A 17,543-nucleotide genomic window follows, 5' to 3' on the forward strand; every position below is an offset into this window, starting at 1 on the left:
AACCCGGCCGGACTGCTCAGTTCGGCCGGGTTTTTTTGTGCCCTGGCATCTTGGGGCAAGACCACTTGCGCTCGCGGATGGGTCTCTCCACAATGGGGTCGACTGAAGCAGACAAACAACTTGTTCGGAGGCCGCGTTGCAAGACAAGAGCCCCATGCCCCAGGCCTACCGCGGGTTCGCGCAGGCAACGCGCCGCGTTCCGGCATGGCTGCGCCATGTCTTCGCCATGTCTTCGCCATGGGGTTCATGGCGCGTCTGTTTTCGGGGCTGTTGCTGCTCAATCTGCTGGTGATCGCACTGGCCGTCTGGGCGCTTTTTGAGAGCCGTCTCAAATACGAGGAGCGCGCGGCCAGCGAAGTCCAGAACCTGGCCCTGCTGCTTGACCATGACATCGCGGCCTCCCTCCGCGAAACCGACCTGTCCTTGCGGGCCACCCTCATGGAGGTTGAACGCAACATGGCGTCTGAGCGGCGCGATGACCAAGCCCTGAACTTTTTCATCGAACAGCAGCTGTTCCAGCACCCTGACCTGGACGGTCTGCGTGTGACGGACGAGCAGGGGCGCATGACGCACGGGACCGGTGTATTGCCGGGCTCCCAGCTGATGGTGGCGGATCGCGACTACTTTGTGCGTTTGCGCGAGCAGCCATACGCCGGACTGGTGGTCGGACAGCCGGCATTGGGGCGCATCAGCGGCAAGTGGGTCATCAACCTGGCGCGGGCCATCCGCACGCCAGAGGGCCGCTTTGCCGGTGTGGTTGTTGGCTCAATACCGGTGGCGCGTTTCAGCAGCGCCTTTGCCACCTTGACACTGGGACCTGGGGATTCGTTCACATTGTTCAACAGCGACATGCGCGTCGTGACCCGCCATCCGGAGGTGCCGACGGTGGCGACCTTGGTGGGGATGAAGTTCGGTTCGCCAGCCCTGCAAAGCCTGGTGCGTTCCGAGGCGGTCGAAGGCAGTTACCAGGCCGTCTCCAGCATTGATGGCGTGCACCGGGTCTTCGCCTACCGCAAGGTGAGGGGTGTGCCGCTGCACATTGTGGCGGGCTTGTCGACGGCGGTGGCTCTGGCCGGTTGGCGTCAGGAGGCCTTGAAGGCGATGGGGCTGGTCGGGGTTTTTGTGCTGGCCACGCTGGTGCTGTCGTGGTTCATCTGCCAGGTCTGGCGCCAGCAGGCGCAGGCTGTGGCGGCCTTGCGGTCCGTCAACCGGACGCTGGATGCTGAAAAGTACCTGAACCAGACCATCATCCAGAGTTCGCCGTTTGCCATCTACACACGCAACCAACAGGGCCTGGTGACGGCCTGGAACCTGGCCGCGGAAAAACTGTTCGGCTGGCGCGCCGAAGAAGTCTTGGGCAAGCCCCTGTTGAGTGTGCCGATCGGTAAAGAGGCGGAAACACGGGAGTTGCGTGAGCGCGTCTTGCGTGGTGAGAGCATCATCCAGTTCGAGGTGCAGCGGCAGAAGCGTGACGGCACGGTGTTCGAGCTGAGCACCACCATGGCGCCTCTGCGCGGTGCTTCGGGTGAGATCGACGGCTATCTGGCCATTGCCACCGATGTCACGGCGCGCAAACAGGCCGAACGACAGATCGAATTCCTCGCCTACCGCGACGTCCTGACCGGCCTGCCCAACCGTCTGTTGCTGCACGATCGGTTCACGCAGGCCATCGCCTACGCGGATCGTGCCGGTTTGCGTGTGGCGCTGCTGTTCATCGATCTGGACAACTTCAAGACCATCAATGATTCGCTGGGGCATGCCGTAGGGGATGCCCTGCTCAAGGAGATCGCGCTGCGTCTGGGTGCCTGCGTGCGCGAGACCGACACCATCAGCCGGCAAGGCGGTGACGAGTTCCTCATCGTGCTGTCCGATCTGTCCGACACCGATGCCATCAGCCCCGTGCTGGCCAAGATCCGCGAGCAATTGCACGCTCCGTTCGAGCTCGATGGACATGAGCTGACCACGTCGGCTTCCATCGGCATTGCCATCTACCCGAGCGACGGCCGGGATTTCGAGACCCTGCTGAAAAAAGCCGACACCGCCATGTACCAGGCCAAGGACGCCGGGCGCAACAGCTACCGTTTCTTTGACGAGCAGATGAACGTCAAGGCGGTTGAGCACCTCAGCCTCAAAACCGGCCTGCGCCGGGCACTGGACCGCGGCGAGTTCGAACTGCACTACCAGCCTCAGATCGATCTTGGCACTGGCAAAGTGATCGGGGCCGAGGCCTTGTTGCGCTGGCGCCATCCCGAACTGGGCCTGGTGTCGCCAGCCCGCTTCATCCCGGTGGCCGAAGACAGCGGCCTGATCGTGCCGATCGGCGAGTGGGTGATCCAGGAGGCCTGCCGCCAGGGGGCGGCGTGGAAGCAGGCGGGGTTGCCGCCACTGGTGATGGCGGTCAACCTGTCCGCGGTGGAATTCAAGCGTGGCGATGTCGAGCACAAGGTGATGCGCGCCTTGCAGGACAGCGGACTCGATCCGCATTGCCTGGAGCTGGAGCTGACCGAGTCGATCCTGATCCACAACACCGAGCAGGTGCTGGCGACGGTGCAGCGCCTTAAGCTGCTGGGGGTGAAACTGTCGATCGATGATTTCGGCACCGGGTATTCCAGCCTGTCCTACCTGAAACGCTTCGAGGTGGACAAGCTCAAGATCGACCAGTCCTTCATCCGCGATCTGGCCTCCGATCCGGATGATGCCGCCATCATCCGTGCCATCATCCAGATGGCGCGCAGCCTGAACCTGCGGACCCTGGCCGAAGGGGTGGAGAATGGCGATATGCTGGCGCGGCTGCGCGACTTCGCGTGCGAAGAAGCCCAGGGCTATTTCTTTGCCCGGCCCATGCCGGCGCAGGACTTTGTCGAGTTCGTCGGGCAGTGGGCGGGCCGCCAGTTGTTGATGAAGGGGGATTTGATCATATGAACAAGCTTCGCTTACCTGTTTTACGGCTGCTGCCCTTGTGCCTGGCCGCACCGGTGGCGTTGGCACAAACCCCCCCCGCCTGCGAGCAGGCCTGGGTGGAGTACAACGAGTTCAAGGACCGCACGGTGATGGAAGCGTCCCAGTACCCTCTGACGGTGCAAGGTGCCGCGGTACGCGCTGCCTGCGGCACCGATGCGTTGCCGGCGCCGCCCTGGGCGGATACCCCGCCACCGCCGCAGGTGCGCAAGCGCAAGTCACCTCCGCCGCCGCCCCCACCCACCCCGCCACGTGCTCCTTAGGCGGATGGCTGCAGGTCGAGCGCCAGTGCCTCGGCCACCTTGATGCCGTCCACTCCTGCCGACAGAATGCCGCCGGCATAACCCGCACCTTCGCCGGCCGGGTAGAGGCCGCGCACATTCAGGCTTTGCAGGTCTTCACCGCGCGGGATGCGCAGTGGTGAGGAGGTGCGTGTCTCCACGCCGGTGAGCACGGCGTCCTTCATGTCAAAACCCATGATCTTCTTGCCGAAGGCCGGCAAGGCTTCACGGATCGCTTCAATGGCGTAGTTTGGCAGGGCGGTGGCCAGGTTGCCCAGGTGCACGCCCGGTTTGTAGGAGGGCAGCACGCTGCCGAAGTCGGTGGACGGCTGGTTGGCGACGAAGTCGCCCACCAGCTGGCCCGGCGCGTCGTAGGTGCCGCCGCCCAGCACGTAGGCATGGGCTTCCAGCTTGCGCTGCAGCACGATGCCCGCCAGTGGGTGCGGCTGGGGCGGTTGTTGGCGTGCCATATTGGCCGCCTGCTGCGCGTAACGGGTACCGTCTTCCGGGCCGAAGGCTGCCTGCCAGTCAGCCGCGTCATCCACGCCGTTCGGATAATCGACCGGCTCGATGCCGACCACGATGCCGGCGTTGGCGTTGCGCTCGTTGCGCGAGTACTGGCTCATGCCGTTGGTCACCACGCGGCCCGGCTCCGAAGTGGCCGCCACCACTGTGCCGCCGGGGCACATGCAGAAGCTGTAGACGGCGCGGCCGTTTTTCGCGTGGTGCACCAGCTTGTAGTCGGCGGCGCCCAGCAGCGGGTGGCCTGCGTGCTTGCCCCAGCGTGCACGGTCGATCACGCTTTGCGGGTGCTCGATGCGAAAGCCCACCGAGAACGGTTTGGCCTGCATGGCCACGCCACGGTCGAACAGCATGGCAAAGGTGTCGCGCGAGCTGTGGCCCAGTGCCATCACCACGTGCGAGGCCTTCAACTCGTAGGACTGGTTGGTGCTGAGGTCCAGGATGGTGAGGCCGCGCAGCTGTTTGCCTTTGGGTGTCTCTTCAATCTTCACATCGGTGACGCGTTGCTGGAAGCGGATTTCGCCGCCCAGCGCGATGATCTGCTCGCGGATGCTCTCCACTACCTTGACCAGCTTGAAGGTGCCGATGTGCGGGTGTGCTTCCACCAGAATCTCTGCCGGTGCGCCGGCCTGCACGAACTCGTTCATCACCTTGCGGCCCAGGTGGCGCGGGTCCTTGATCTGGCTGTAGAGCTTGCCGTCACTGAAGGTGCCGGCGCCGCCTTCGCCGAACTGCACGTTGGACTCCGGGTTCAACACCTGCTTGCGCCACAGGCCCCAGGTGTCCTTGGTGCGTTGGCGCACCGTGGTGCCGCGCTCGATCACGATCGGCTTGAAGCCCATCTGCGCCAGGATCAATGCCGAAAAAATGCCGCAGGGGCCGAAGCCCACCACCACCGGGCGCTCCTTCAGGTCGGCCGGCGCCTGTGCCACCGGGTGGTACACCAGGTCGGGCGATGGGCCGATGTGCGGATGGCCGGCAAACTTTTCCAGCAGGCTGGCTTCGAGCGCTGGATCCAGGTCTACATCCACGATATAGACCTTCAGCAGATCGGCCTTGCGCGCATCGAAGCTGCGCTTGTAGATGGTGAAGCGGGTGATGGCTTCGGGCGCGAGGCCCAGCGTCTTGGCAATGAGGGCCGGCAACGCGTCGGCCGCGTGCTCCAGCGGGAGCTTGAGTTCGGTCAGTCGGATCATGGCTTGTGTTGATCAAGCAGAAGAAGGGCGTCATGATACGCTGAGCCGCTGCCACGGTGGCCGATGAGACCCATCAGCGGAGGACTTATGCGCTACAAAGGAAGTTGCCATTGCGGCAGGATTGCGTTTGAAGTGGACGGTGAAATCAATGGCGCCATGGCCTGCAACTGTTCCATGTGTTCACGCAAAGGCTCGCTCCTGTGGTTTGTGCCACGCGAAAAGCTCCATCTGCTGACGCCAGAGGAAGCAGCCAGCACGTACGTGTTCAACAAGCATGTGATCCGGCACCGGTTCTGTCCCACGTGTGGCATTCATCCTTACGGGGAAGGTGTTGATCCCAAGGGGAATCATATGGCGGCTATCAATGTGCGTTGCCTGGAAGGTGTCGACTTGGCCGCCATCCCCGTCACAAACTTTGATGGCCGGTCGTCCTGAGCGCGGTGAGGCGCTGAATCCAGGCCAGCGAGGGTCGGCGTGCAGCAAGTGCCTGCCGGCCCGTATTGCGGTTCAAGTCGGCAGGAATCCCTCCACCGACAGATAGCGCTCGCCGGTGTCGTAGTTGAAGCCCAGCACGGTAGCGCCGGCTGGCAATTCCGGCAGCTTCTGCGCAATCGCCGCCAGCGTGGCGCCGGAGGAGATGCCCACCAGCATGCCTTCCTCGCGGGCGCTGCGCCGGCCCATCTCGCGAGCGGCCTCTGCGTCCACCGTGATCACGCCGTCAAGCAGGCCGGTATCGAGGTTCTTCGGCACAAAACCGGCGCCGATGCCCTGGATCGGGTGCGGGGCCGGGGCGCCGCCGGAGATCACGGGCGAGGCGGCGGGCTCGACGGCGAACACCTTGAGCTGCGGCCACTTCGCTTTCAGCACCCTGGCGCAGCCGGTGAGGTGGCCGCCGGTGCCGACACCGGTGATGAGCGCATCAAGACCTTCCGGGAAGTCCTGGATGATTTCCAGGGCGGTGGTGCGGGCGTGCGCCTCGATGTTGGCCGGGTTTTCGAACTGCTGCGGCATCCAGGCGCCCGGCGTGCTGGCCACCAGTTCCTCGGCACGGGCAATCGCGCCCTTCATGCCTTTTTCGCGCGGTGTCAGATCGAAGCTGGCGCCATAGGCGAGCATCAGGCGGCGGCGTTCGATCGACATGCTGTCGGGCATGACCAGGATCATCTTGTAGCCCTTGACGGCGGCCACCATGGCCAGGCCGACGCCGGTGTTGCCGGAGGTCGGCTCGATGATGGTGCCGCCGGGCTGGAGCGCGCCGCTGCGTTCAGCGTCTTCGATCATGGCCAGGGCAATCCGGTCCTTGATGGAGCCGCCCGGGTTGCCGCGCTCGGACTTGATCCACACGTTGGCGGTGTTGCCGAACAGGCGGTTGATGCGTACATGCGGCGTGTTGCCAATGGTCTGCAGGATGTTGTCGGCTTTCATGGCGGGGGCTCCTTCGGTCGGAATTCGAATGCTCAATGCAGGAATTGTCGCCGCAGAGGATAATCCGTGCTGTGAAGCCCGCCAGACCGCCGCTGGTGCAATCTGGGAAACCAGGCACTGGAGGAACGTCCGGACTGCACAGGGCAGCGTAGCAGCTAACAGCTGTCCACCGTGAGGTGAGGATCAGAGCAACAGAGACGAGTCGCAACAGGGCAACCTGTTGCGGGTGAAACGGGCAATCTCTACGCGCAGCAATACCAAATAGGCACACATTGACGCGGCCCGCGGAGTGTGCGGGTAGGTAGCACCGAGCCGGTGGGGCGACCCCCGGCCCAGATTAATGGCGGTCACACCGAGGGCAACCTCGGCGCACAGAATCCGGCTTATCGGCGGACTTCACACTTATGCACGACGCAGCGCCGCACGGCGCTGCGTTTCTTTAGCGGCTGCTGCCCAGTGCCCCGGCCAGCGCAAACACCGAATTCGGCACGGTCGATTTCGCCGGTGCGGCCTTGCGTTGCGCGAAGATGCCGCGCTTGCTGGCCGGCCGCGCTTCCACGTGCACGCCGCCCTTGGCGCGTTGTTCTTCGCCGAGCTGGTGCAGCGTGATGGACTGCAGGTGCTCCATCATCTTGGTGTTCAGGCTGGTCCACAGTTCTTGCGTCAGGGCGCAGCCGGCCTCACCCGCACCGGTGGCCGTCTCCAGCTGCAGGGCGCGCGCACCTTCCACCGCCATGATGATGTCGGCCACGCTGATGGCCTGGGCTGCCCGCGCCAGCGTGTAGCCGCCGCCAGGGCCGCGCGTGCTGTCCACCAGGCCCTGCTGGCGCAGCTTGCTGAACATCTGTTCCAGGTAAGACAGCGAAATCTGCAGTCGCTCACCAATGGAGCCCAGTGGGACCGGTCCGGCCTGCTCGCGCAAGGCCAGATCAATCATGGCGGCAACGGCAAAGCGGCTTTTGGTGCTTAAACGCATGGCGCTTCCTTTCAGCATCAGTTGCACAGACGAGATGTCCGCACATCCTTACTGTAGTCATTGTGTCACTTCTCGTAAATTCGTATTTTTGGTTTAATTACTTCGATAAAACCGAAGATATGAGCTCACCATGAACTTCAAGCATCTGTACTATTTCTGGGTGACAGCACGTGCCGGCGGAATCATGCGCGCAGGTGAGCAGTTACATACAACGCCACAGACGCTGTCGGGACAAATCAAGCTGCTGGAGGATCGGCTGGGGCGCAAGCTGTTTCGCAAAAGCGGCCGCCAGCTGGAGCTGACGGAAGACGGCCGCGTGGCGCTGGACTATGCAGACGACATCTTCACCCTGGGCGCCGAGCTGGAGTCGGCCTTGCGCCAGCCGCGCAGCGGGCCGCGGGTGCTGGACTTCCGCGTCGGCGTGGCCGATTCGGTGGCCAAGTCGGTGGCCTACCGCCTGCTGGAGCCGGCCATGGCCCTGGACGTGCCGGTGCGTCTGATCGGCAGCGAGGGCAAATTTCCCGACCTGCTGGCGCAGCTGGCGTTGCACCGGCTCGACCTCGTGATTGCCGATGAGCCGCTGACGCGCCGCATCAGCGTCAAGGCCTTCAACCATGCGCTGGGTACCTCTCCCATGAGTTTTTTCTGCGCCCCGGCGCTGAAAAACCAGTTGCAGGGCAAGTTCCCGCAATGCCTGCACGACGCGCCGATGCTGATCCAGGGCGCGGCCTCTTCGGTGCGCCAGCAGCTCGATGGCTGGCTGGTGCGCCAGCAGATCCAGCCGCGCATCGTCGGTGAGTTCGACGACGGCGCGCTGATGACCGCCTTCGGCCGCGAGGGGCGCGGCGTTTTCATGTCGCCCAGCGTGCTGGAGGCGGAGACGGTGGCGCACTATGGCGTGGAGGTCATTGGCCGCAGCGACGAACTGGTGGAGGAGTTTTTTGCCGTCTCGGTGGAGCGCCGCATCAAGCACCCGGCGGTGGCGGCCATCACACAGGCCGCGCGCGGCCGGCTGTTCAGCGCTTGAAGAGGTTTCGCCGCCGGGCCGCCCCCAGACGAAACGCGGCCCCGGCCCTGGCGCCGCGCAGGGCCTGTCTGCACGGGGGCAGAGAGCCACACGCAGTGGGCGAGCGTGGGGGCTCTATTCAGAAGCGTTCGTACGGCATCAGGTAGCGCCAGTGCCCTTCGGGCAGGCCGGCCAGCGGCAGGCGTCCGATGCGGATGCGTTTGACGGCCAGGATCGTCAGGCCGGCGGCCGAGCACATGTGCGCAATCTGCCCGGGCCAATAACCCTTGAGGGCAAAGCGCAGGCCGGTGACATCACCCGTCTGCCGGTTCACGCTGACCCGGGCGGGCGCCATGGCGCGGCCGTCGACCACCGGCGCACGGTTGAGCTGCTGCAGTGCTTCCGGGGAGACGGTGCCGCGCACGTCCACCATGACCTCGTGCTCCACCAGCGCGCCATCTTCCACCAGCTTGCGTTTCACGCGCCAGTCCTGTGTGAAGACCAGCAGGCCGCTGGCCGCAGGTTCCAGTGGCGTGACGACTTCCAGGCCGCGCAGGTGGCGTTGCAGCTGGCGGATGCCGGAACGGTCGCTGCTATCACGCGTTTCCGGGCGCAGCAGGTCGATGGCGGCATGGGCCTGTCCGGCGGCGGCCGTGGCGATGACGTCCGGCGGTTTGTGCAGCACCAGGGTGACGGGCGCCGGCGCCGTGGCCGGTTGGCGCCGTGCCGCGGGGTCGAGTTCGACGGTCTGGTCCAGCACCCGGAACTGGGGCACTTCCACCACCTCGCCGTTGACACGCACCCAGCCGCCTTCGATGTAGAGCTCGGCCTCGCGGCGCGAGCAGCCGGCCAGTTCGGCCACGCGCCGGGCCAGGCGAACGCCTTCGGTGTCTGAAGGATGGGATGAAAAGGTCATGGGTTCAGTCGTTGCCGGGTGGCAGGGCGCGCAGGCGTTCCACATGGGCCAGGAGCGAGCGCTTGGCCACCGGCCAGATGCGTTCGGGCACATCGTCATAGGCCAGCGCCACCCATTCATCCATGGTGCCCTCGGGCAGGGCCTGCATCACGCGCAGGATCTTGGCCTCGCGCTGCAGCCGGTGCGCACGCAAGTGCGCGATGGCCGTGCGTGCCTCGCCCAGCACGTGGCCGTGCGCCGGCAGGATGAAGTCGATGCGGTGCTCGGCGCAGGCGTTGTCCAGCAGCGCCAGCGAGTCGAGGTAGGCCGTCATGTTGCCGTCCGGCGGGTCGATCACCGTGGTGCTGCCGTTGAGGATGTGGTCACCCGAGAACAGCAGTCCGTCTTCCACCAGCGCCAGGCACAGGTGGTTGGCAGCATGGCCGGGCGTGTGGATCACCTGCAGGGTGTGGGTGATTTCGGGCTCCAGCCCTTGTGAAATCAGCGTCAGCAGCTCCTGATGTTGTAGCGCCCGGTCGGGTGTGAAGTGGCTGGCGGCGCGTGCGGTGGGCGCCGAAGGCAGGCCCAGCACCGGCGGCACGCCGTGGCCCTGGCCGGCATTCAGGCACAGCGCCTGCAGTGGCCGGGCGCCGGGCGAGTGGTCGGCATGCGAGTGGGTGCAGACGATCATGCGGATGTCGCCACCGGCGGCGCGCCACAGGCGCTCCAGGTGCTCCGGGTCGTCAGGGCCAGGGTCGATCACGATGTAGCCGGTGCGCGGGTCGCCCACCAGGTAGCTGTTGGTGCCGGGGCCGGTCATCACGCCGGGGTTGGTAGCGGTCAGGCGCTGCACGTTCTTCAGCAGCGGCACCGGCTGCGTGTGCTGCCAGTCAAGGTGGTGCAGCATCTGGCCGTCGGGGCAGACCAGGGCCAGCTCGCCGAACGGCGCATCGCCTTCCATGTAGCGCGCTTCGCGGCCGACCAGCAGGCCGGCGCGCGGGCAGCTGGTCCACAGCGGTTCTTCGGTGGCGGCGCAGGCCTGCAGCACGGCCGCCACGTCCGGGAAGTGCAGCAGCCGCTCCAGCGTGCGCACGGTGGGGAAGATCATGAAGAAGCTGCCTTCGCGGTGGCGCACCAGCGCATCGGCCGGGCGCACCCACACCGGGTCGAACTGCTCGCGTTCGTCGGCCACCGCGGTCTGGTTGTGCGGCATGCGCGCCACCAGAAAGGGCACGTCGAAGCGGCGCGGCAGGTCGCGGTCGGTGATCCAGCGCGCCAGCACGAAGACCTCGTTGGCCGCCAGCGTCAGGCCTCGTGCCTGGCATTGCGGCAGCAGCGGTGCGTGGCGGTCCAGTTGGGCCACATCACTGGCATCGGCGGCGGTGCCGTCGGCGCGGCGCGCCAGCAGGATGCCAAGTTCCTCGAAGCTTTCGCGGATGGCGGCAATCGCCTGCGTCAGGTGCTCGTCGCTCTGGCCGGGGCGGCGCTGCGCCAGGGCGTGGGCTTGTCCATCGGCCGCATCGATGCCGCCACCGGGAAAGACGTAGGCGCCGGGGGCGAAGCTGGCGCTGAGCGAGCGGCGGGTCATCAGTACTTCCACCCCCTGGGGTCCGTCGCGCAGCAGGAGCACGGTGGCAGCATGCCAAAGGGGGGCGGGTTCACGCTGGGCGTGCAGGAGCTGGTTCAGGCGCGGCATGGACTGCATTGTGCCGTCAAGCTGCCACGCTTGGCGCCGCCCAAGCGGCTCTACGCGTAAACCCGATTGGTAATTTCCGCAACGCACAGGAGGGCCGGGGCGCTCGATACTTGGGCTTCAACACGACCCGAGGAGACCCGCATGCCCCTGAATCGACAGACCTTGCGCACACTCTGCGCCCTGGCCGCAACTGCCGCGCTGGCCATGCCGCTGAGCGCCCTGGCCCAGGCCTGGCCGGGCAAGCAGCCGATCAAGCTGGTGGCGGTGTTTCCGCCCGGCGGCTCGGTGGACCAGGTGGCGCGCATCCTGGCGCAACCGCTGTCACAGCAGCTGGGGCAGAACATCATCGTGGACAACAAGGGGGGTGCTTCGGGCGCCATCGGCACCGGCATGGTGGCTGCGGCACCGGCGGACGGCTACACCTTCGCTGTGGTGTTCGACACCCACGGCGTCAACCCGAGCCTGATTCCCAACCTGCCCTTCGACACGAAAAAAGACCTGGTTCCCATTATCGTGGTGGGTACCTCGCCCATGGTGCTGGCCACCCATGCCGGCTCGGCGTACAAGACCTTTGCCGATGTGCTGGCCGCGGCGCGCTCGAAGCAGGGTGTGAGCTACGGCTCGATCGGCTCCGGCAGTCTGGGCCACCTGGCCATGGCGCTGCTGGGCAAGAGCGCCGGCCTGGACTTCCAGCACATCCCCTACAAGGGCGGCGGTCCCTTGATGAATGATGCGGTGGCGGGGCACGTGCCGCTGTCCATCGGCTCGGTGTTTGTGACCAAGCCGCACATCGACAGCAAGCGCATGCGGCCGCTGGCCGTGACAACCAGCACGCGTTCGCCGGATTTGCCGGAGGTGCCCACGATCGCCGAGAGCGGCTTTGCCGGTTTCGAGGCACCGGCCTGGTGGGCCATCCTGGCACCGGCCAAAACCCCGCCCGAGATCGTCAAGCGCATGAACGAAGAGCTGAACAAGACCCTGAAGTCGCCGGAAGTCGCCAGGAAACTCGACGCCCAGGGCATCGACGTCATGGGCGGCTCACCGGAGGCCGCCCGTGTGTTCATCGACCGCCAGATCGACATCTGGGCCAAGGTGGTGAAAGACAACAACATCAAGCCGGATTGAGGTGGTCCCCACGGTTGCTCACTACGTGTAGCGCCCTGTGGGGTCGCGCCGGAGGCTGCGACTCTTCGGCCCGTCCGAGCAGCTCAGAGCCGTGGGCCTCAGCCCCCCGAGGGGCCGCGTTTCGCCTTGGGACGGCCCGGCGGCGAAACCTCCATGGCTTGGCTCAACGAAATCCGCGGAATGCCGCGGAACCGGCTTTGCCGGGCCGCTGGCGTTGCCCCCTGCAAGGGGGGTGGCGAAGCGACACGCAGTGCGCGCAGCCTGGGGGTGGGCGTCAACCTTCCGGTGTGATCCCCAGTGCCACCAGGAAACGCGCCACCATGTTGTAGGTGGCAATCGCGCTGGTCAGCTCCACGATCTGCGTCTCGTCGAAATGCCGGCGCAGGGCATCGAAGACCTCGTCGCTGACCTTCACGTCCAGCGTCATCTGCGCCGCGTAGCGGATCACCAGCTGGTCCACCTCGCCCAGTGACGGGTCAGCCGGAATGCCGCGCGGGTCGGTCCGGACGAAGGCATTGAGCGCATCGAGCTGGGCCTGCGTGCCGCCGGCAGCCAGGAAGTCGGGCGCGTGGTGGTGGTACTCGTAGTGGGCGCCGGTGAGCAGCGCCACGGTGCAGATGCCGAGTTCACGCAAGCGGCGGCTGGTCGGCAGTTCAGTGCGCACGGCCTTGAGGTAGGTGTTCCAGCCGCGCGCCAGCGGCTCGCTCCACAGCAGCGCCTTGTCGAGGTTGAGCAGGGCGCCGCCGCGGCGCGCCAGGATGGCGTCCACCAGTTCCTGCGGTTGGGCTTTGCGTTCGGGGGTCCAGTCGGGCAGTCGCATGCGTGTTGTCCCTATGAAGTTGAAGTAACAGGCTGTCAGCCTCCAAGGATAAGGGGAGAAATGAGCGGATAATTTGTTGCCATGCGAATCCGCTTTACCAAGATGCAGGGGGCCGGCAACGATTTCGTGGTGCTGGACGAGACGCGCGGGCGTCTCGGCCTGAGCACAGCCCAGTACCGTTGGCTGGCCGACCGCCATTTCGGCGTCGGTGCCGACCAGATCCTGACCGTGCGCCCCGCGCCGGCGCCGGGCATCGACTTCGAGTACGTGATCCACAACGCCGACGGCGCCGAGGTCGAGCAGTGCGGCAATGGCGCACGCTGTTTTGCGCGTTATGTGCACGACCAGGGGCTGACACCGAAGGACACCCTCCGGGTGCAGACCCTGGGCGGCGTGATCGAGCTGCGCCTGCAGGCCGACGGCCGCGTGACGGTGGACATGGGTGCGCCGGTGTTCGATCTGCCCAGCATTCCCTTTGACGCCACCGGCCTGACGCCCGAGCCCAGCGGTTCATGGCAAAAATGGCCACTGGACCTTGCCGCCAATGCGCAAGAAGCTACTGTTTTTGTAGCAACTGTGTCGATGGGCAACCCGCATGCGGTGCAGGTGGTGGACGATGTGGAGCACGCACCGGTGCTGACGCAGGGCCTGCTGATCGAACACCATCCGCGCTTCCCGCGTCGTGTCAACGCCGGCTTCATGCAGGTGCTGGACCGCACGCACATCAAACTGCGCGTCTGGGAGCGCGGTGCCGGCGAGACGCTGGCCTGCGGTACCGGCGCCTGCGCTGCGGTGGTGGCGGGCATCCGTCTCGGCCTGCTCGATGCGCGTGTCGACGTACAGACCCGCGGCGGCGTGTTGACGATTGAATGGGCCGGTGTCAGCCAGAACCAGGCAGCACCGGTGATGATGACGGGACCGGCCACCACGGTTTTCCAGGGCGAAATTGAACTACCAGAACTGACATGAGCAACCAACATCTGAACCCCGTAACCGAGGACGATATTGCCGATTACCTGGGCAACAACCCCGAGTTTTTCGAGCGCCATGCCGAGCTGCTGGCGGCTGTGCACCTGACCAGCCCGCACAGCCACCGTGCCGTCAGCCTGCAGGAACGTCAGGCCGAGATGCTGCGCGACAAGATCCGCATGCTCGAAGGCCGCATCATGGACATGATCCGCCACGGCAATGACAACCTGGCGCTGCTGGACAAGCTGCTGGTCTGGGCGCGCGACCTGTTCCTGACGCTGGACTTCACCAACCTGCCCGCCACCATTGCCACCTCGATCCAGACGCAGTTCTCGGTGCCGCAGGTCGCGATCCGGGTCTGGGACGTGGCACCGGAATTCGCCAGCGCCGCTTTCGCACAGAACGTCAGCGAAGACGCCAAGGTGTTTGCCTCCTCGCTGCGTGAACCCTTCTGCGGCGTCAACTCCGGCTTCGAGGCCGCCAGCTGGCTGGAGGAACCGACCCAGGCGGCTTCGCTGGCGCTGCTGCCCTTGCGTGCGGCGGCTTCCGGCAACACGACACCGGCCTTCGGCATGCTGGTGCTGGCCTCGCCGGATGCCCAGCGTTTCGTCAGCACCATGGGCACCGACTTCCTGGAGCGCATTGCTGAACTGGCCAGCGCCGCGCTCTCGCCGCTGAGGTAACGCTGTGACGCCGGACGCGGTCCAGGCAGGCGGTGACGAAGAACTCGTCGAGCGCTACCTGGAGCATGTCCGGGTCGAGAAACGGCTGGCGCAACGCACGGTCGAGCTCTATGCGCTCGACTTGCAGAAACTCAAAGACTTCGCGGCCCAGGTACCGGTGGCGCTGACGCAGGTGCAGAACACCCACATCCGTCGCTGGGTGGCGCAGATGCACAGTGGCAGGCGCAGCGGCCGCGGCATTGCGCTCATCCTCTCGGGCTGGCGCGGCTTCTATGCCTGGCTCGGACGTGAGGGGCTGGTGGCCAGCAACCCGGTGCAGGACGTGCGCTCACCGAAAGCGGCCAAACCCTTGCCGAAAGCGCTGAGCGTCGACGACGCGGTGCAGCTGGCGGCTTTTCGCCATGACGAGGCCGATCCCTGGCTGGAAGCGCGTGATGCCGCCATGGTGGAGCTGCTCTACAGCAGCGGCTTGCGTGTGGCCGAATTGACCGGGCTGGATGTGGCGGCCAGTGCTTCAGCACGCGGCTGGATCGATCTGCAGGAGGCCGAGGCGCATGTGCTGGGCAAGGGCGGCAAACGGCGCAGTGTGCCGGTGGGGCGCGAGGCGCTGGCCGCCTTGTCAAAGTGGCTGGTGTTGCGGTCGCAGATGGGGGGGGCGGCTGAGCAGGTGGCCCTTTTCATCGGTCGCAATGGCACGCGCCTGACGGCGCAGTCGATCTGGCAGCGCCTCAAGCGCCGCAGCCAGCAAGCGGGGCTGGCCACGCCGGTGCACCCGCACATGCTGCGCCACTCCTTTGCCAGCCATGTGCTGCAGTCCAGCAGCGACCTGCGCGCGGTGCAGGAGCTGCTGGGCCATGCCAACATCAGCACCACGCAGGTCTACACCCGGCTCGATTTTCAGCATCTGGCCAAGGCCTACGACGCCGCGCATCCGCGCGCGCGCAGCAAGCGCCCGCCCAAGTCTTAGGCGTATACAGCGCCGGACTCAAGCGCTGCCTCTTTTCCTCAGAATGATTCCCAGTCGCCGGTGGCGTCGTCTGCTTTCGCACTGACAGGCTTGCTGGCAGGTGGCAGGGCGGTTTTGGTCACCGGTTTGGCCAGCGCCTTGGGAGCCGCTGCCTTGTTCGACACCGACGGTTTGGGCTGGCTGATGGTTTTTGTCGACGCGGACTGCGCCTGCCCTTGCGTCAGTTTGAATACGGCGACTGTCTGTACCAGGTCCTGCGCCTGCGACTTCAGGCTGGAAGCTGCTGCCGCCATCTCCTCCACCAGCGCCGCGTTCTGCTGGGTAGCCTGGTCCATCTGCGTCACGGCCTCGCCTACCTGCGCCACGCCCTGGCTCTGTTCGGTACTCGCAGCACTGATCTCGCCCATGATGTCGGTTACGCGGCGGATCGAGGCCACTACTTCGCTCATGGTGCTGCCGGCCTGGTCCACCAGGGCCGTGCCTTGTTCGACGCGCTCCACGCTGTCGGTGATGAGTGTCTTGATTTCCTTGGCAGCTTCGGCAGAACGGCTGGCCAGGGAACGCACTTCACCGGCCACTACGGCAAAACCGCGGCCCTGTTCGCCGGCACGGGCCGCTTCCACGGCGGCATTCAGGGCCAGGATATTGGTCTGGAAGGCGATGCCATCAATGACGCTGATGATGTCGTTGATCTTGCGGCTTGAGTCGTTGATGCCCTTCATGGTGTCCACCACCTGGGCCACCACCTCGCCACCCTGGATGGCCACGGTGGAGGCGCTTTGGGCCAGTTGATTCGCTTGCTTGGCGTTGTCTGCATTCTGCTTGACGGTAGAGCTCAGCTCTTCCATCGAAGCGGCGGTTTCTTCCAGCGCGCTGGCCTGGCTCTCGGTGCGGGCAGAGAGGTCATGGTTGCCTTCGGCAATCTCGCTCGACGCGGTGGCTACGCTTTCGGAACCCTGTCGTACCGTGGAGACCACCTTGATCAAGCTGCCTTGCATATTGCGCATGGCGCCCAGCAATTGACCGGTTTCGTCCGTGGTGTCGATCACAATAGTGGATGACAAGTCACCATCGGCAATGGTCTGGGCCACCTCGATTGCGTAGCTCACTGGTACAGTGATGGAGCGGGTAATCCAGAAAGCGGCCGCAATACCGAGAAGAACACCGAACCCGGCGATGGCCAGTGACAAGGTCAGGGCTGCTTTGTATGCCGCTTCGGACTGGACACTCATCTCGTTGTTGAGGTTGTTCTCGAAATCGATCAGCTCCTGAATCACCTCCAAGCGGGCTTGTTGTGCCGGCAAGGCCTCTTTCGTCAGGGCCAAAATCGCTTCATCCTTTTTGTTTTCCAGGCTCAAGGTCGAGACTTTCTTGTTCAGCGGCTGGATGACCTGTCGCATCTCCCGTATCTTGGCCAGCAGCGATTTCTCCTTGGCTGTGGTGCCTTCAATGGTGTCAAACATCTGACCCAGTTTCTTGTCGGCTTCGTCATAGCTGGTGCGAGCCTTGTCCAGACGCTCGGTTGCTTTCTTGAGCGCTTCTGCATCGGTCAGCAGCAGTTGATCGCGCATCATCATGCTGATCATGTTGGCATGCACGCGCATGTCTGTAGCCAGACGAGCTTCTTCGTTGTTGACCTTGACGATCTCGTCAAGTCGTCCTTGGATTTCGGCCATGCGTTTGATGCCCATACCGGACACCAGGATCAGCAGCAGCAAGACAAAGCCAAAACCCAACCCAAGCCGAGTTCCGATCTTCAAGTTTTTGATAGTGTTCATTTCAATTTCCTCGATTCAATCCCATGCGGTGTGCGCGTTGGGTGGTCTGGTGGTATCACTGCAAGGACTGGCTCACCAAGCCCATGTCTTCGCTGCGCATGAGCTTCTCGATGTCGAGCAGGATCAGCATGCGGTCGTCCAGCGAGCCGATGGCCAGCAGGTGGTCGCTGGCAATGGACGAAGACAACTCCGGCACCGGGCGCAATTGCGCGGGCGCCAGCGTGATCACATCCGACACACCATCCA

16 protein-coding genes and 1 other RNA gene are annotated in these 17,543 nt (G+C 65.0%); 9 read left to right on the forward strand and 8 right to left on the reverse strand.

Annotation, left to right across the window (positions count from 1 at the left end):
- The first annotated feature begins 246 nt into the window (after positions 1 to 246).
- Together CDE01S_RS13865 and CDE01S_RS13870 are read left to right on the forward strand one after the other, a co-directional pair.
- Complete coding sequence (locus CDE01S_RS13865) at positions 247 to 2,922, forward strand: bifunctional diguanylate cyclase/phosphodiesterase (protein WP_218016530.1); 2,676 nt, start codon at positions 247 to 249, stop codon at positions 2,920 to 2,922.
- Positions 2,919 to 3,221 (forward strand): hypothetical protein, encoded by a 303-nt coding sequence (locus CDE01S_RS13870; RefSeq protein ID WP_157077131.1) that lies wholly within the window; start codon positions 2,919 to 2,921, stop codon positions 3,219 to 3,221. The genes CDE01S_RS13865 and CDE01S_RS13870 overlap by 4 nt, the downstream gene beginning before the upstream one ends.
- On the opposite strand, the gene CDE01S_RS13875 is transcribed toward CDE01S_RS13870, so the two are convergent.
- Positions 3,218 to 4,957 carry an NAD(P)/FAD-dependent oxidoreductase gene (locus CDE01S_RS13875; protein WP_066708683.1) on the reverse strand — a complete coding sequence of 580 codons (1,740 nt, stop codon included), beginning with the start codon at positions 4,955 to 4,957 and terminating at the stop codon, positions 3,218 to 3,220. The two genes, CDE01S_RS13870 and CDE01S_RS13875, sit on opposite strands and share 4 nt — an antisense overlap.
- Before the next feature lie 87 nt (positions 4,958 to 5,044).
- Here CDE01S_RS13875 and CDE01S_RS13880 point away from each other — a divergent pair, with 87 nt between their 5' ends.
- On the forward strand, positions 5,045 to 5,392 hold the full coding sequence (locus tag CDE01S_RS13880; RefSeq protein ID WP_066708686.1) for a GFA family protein: 348 nt from the start codon (positions 5,045 to 5,047) through the stop codon (positions 5,390 to 5,392).
- Positions 5,393 to 5,464: 72 nt separating this feature from the next.
- Here CDE01S_RS13880 and cysK read toward each other — a convergent pair whose 3' ends face one another.
- The gene (gene cysK, locus CDE01S_RS13885; RefSeq protein ID WP_066708689.1) at positions 5,465 to 6,382 is read right to left on the reverse strand and encodes a cysteine synthase A; all 918 of its coding nucleotides are present in this window, start codon (positions 6,380 to 6,382) and stop codon (positions 5,465 to 5,467) included.
- A 73-nt stretch (positions 6,383 to 6,455) separates the two neighbouring features.
- Between cysK and rnpB the strand changes: the two genes are divergently transcribed.
- Positions 6,456 to 6,784: RNase P RNA component class A (gene rnpB, locus CDE01S_RS13890), an RNA gene on the forward strand.
- Positions 6,785 to 6,821: 37 nt separating this feature from the next.
- Here the strand turns inward: rnpB and CDE01S_RS13895 are convergent.
- Positions 6,822 to 7,358 (reverse strand): Rrf2 family transcriptional regulator, encoded by a 537-nt coding sequence (locus tag CDE01S_RS13895; RefSeq protein ID WP_066708691.1) that lies wholly within the window; start codon positions 7,356 to 7,358, stop codon positions 6,822 to 6,824.
- Positions 7,359 to 7,488: 130 nt separating this feature from the next.
- On the opposite strand from CDE01S_RS13895, the gene nhaR reads away from it, so the two are divergent.
- The gene (gene nhaR / locus CDE01S_RS13900) at positions 7,489 to 8,385 is read left to right on the forward strand and encodes a transcriptional activator NhaR (protein ID WP_066708699.1); all 897 of its coding nucleotides are present in this window, start codon (positions 7,489 to 7,491) and stop codon (positions 8,383 to 8,385) included.
- A 118-nt stretch (positions 8,386 to 8,503) separates the two neighbouring features.
- Here nhaR and CDE01S_RS13905 read toward each other — a convergent pair whose 3' ends face one another.
- A complete protein-coding gene (locus CDE01S_RS13905) occupies positions 8,504 to 9,280 on the reverse strand; it encodes an RNA pseudouridine synthase (protein WP_066708702.1) in 777 nt (258 codons plus the stop codon).
- Positions 9,281 to 9,284: 4 nt separating this feature from the next.
- Positions 9,285 to 10,955 carry an MBL fold metallo-hydrolase gene (locus CDE01S_RS13910; RefSeq protein WP_066708722.1) on the reverse strand — a complete coding sequence of 557 codons (1,671 nt, stop codon included), beginning with the start codon at positions 10,953 to 10,955 and terminating at the stop codon, positions 9,285 to 9,287.
- Positions 10,956 to 11,096: 141 nt separating this feature from the next.
- Between CDE01S_RS13910 and CDE01S_RS13915 the strand changes: the two genes are divergently transcribed.
- Positions 11,097 to 12,080, forward strand: a complete 984-nt coding sequence (locus CDE01S_RS13915) for a tripartite tricarboxylate transporter substrate binding protein (protein WP_066708705.1) — start codon at positions 11,097 to 11,099, stop codon at positions 12,078 to 12,080.
- A gap of 274 nt (positions 12,081 to 12,354) precedes the next feature.
- Here CDE01S_RS13915 and CDE01S_RS13920 read toward each other — a convergent pair whose 3' ends face one another.
- A complete protein-coding gene (locus CDE01S_RS13920) occupies positions 12,355 to 12,900 on the reverse strand; it encodes a carboxymuconolactone decarboxylase family protein (protein WP_066708706.1) in 546 nt (181 codons plus the stop codon).
- A gap of 81 nt (positions 12,901 to 12,981) precedes the next feature.
- Between CDE01S_RS13920 and dapF the strand changes: the two genes are divergently transcribed.
- From dapF to xerC, 3 genes are read left to right on the forward strand one after another with little or no spacing between them, the layout of a single operon-like run.
- Positions 12,982 to 13,869, forward strand: a complete 888-nt coding sequence (dapF, locus tag CDE01S_RS13925; protein WP_066708709.1) for a diaminopimelate epimerase — start codon at positions 12,982 to 12,984, stop codon at positions 13,867 to 13,869.
- Entirely contained in the window at positions 13,866 to 14,552 is a 687-nt protein-coding gene (locus tag CDE01S_RS13930; RefSeq protein WP_066708712.1) for a DUF484 family protein, read from the forward strand. The genes dapF and CDE01S_RS13930 overlap by 4 nt, the downstream gene beginning before the upstream one ends.
- Before the next feature lie 4 nt (positions 14,553 to 14,556).
- Positions 14,557 to 15,519, forward strand: a complete 963-nt coding sequence (xerC, locus tag CDE01S_RS13935) for a tyrosine recombinase XerC (RefSeq protein WP_066708714.1) — start codon at positions 14,557 to 14,559, stop codon at positions 15,517 to 15,519.
- A gap of 38 nt (positions 15,520 to 15,557) precedes the next feature.
- On the opposite strand, the gene CDE01S_RS19200 is transcribed toward xerC, so the two are convergent.
- Both CDE01S_RS19200 and CDE01S_RS18690 read right to left on the reverse strand, forming a co-directional pair.
- Positions 15,558 to 17,297 carry a methyl-accepting chemotaxis protein gene (locus CDE01S_RS19200; RefSeq protein WP_157077132.1) on the reverse strand — a complete coding sequence of 580 codons (1,740 nt, stop codon included), beginning with the start codon at positions 17,295 to 17,297 and terminating at the stop codon, positions 15,558 to 15,560.
- Between the two features lie 55 nt (positions 17,298 to 17,352).
- Positions 17,353 to 17,543, reverse strand: a 191-nt coding sequence (locus CDE01S_RS18690) for a chemotaxis protein CheW (RefSeq protein ID WP_369406368.1), incomplete at its 5' end; no start/stop codon positions are given.

It is taken from the genome of Curvibacter delicatus NBRC 14919 (assembly GCF_001592265.1).
Lineage (GTDB): Bacteria > Pseudomonadota > Gammaproteobacteria > Burkholderiales > Burkholderiaceae_C > Hylemonella > Hylemonella delicata.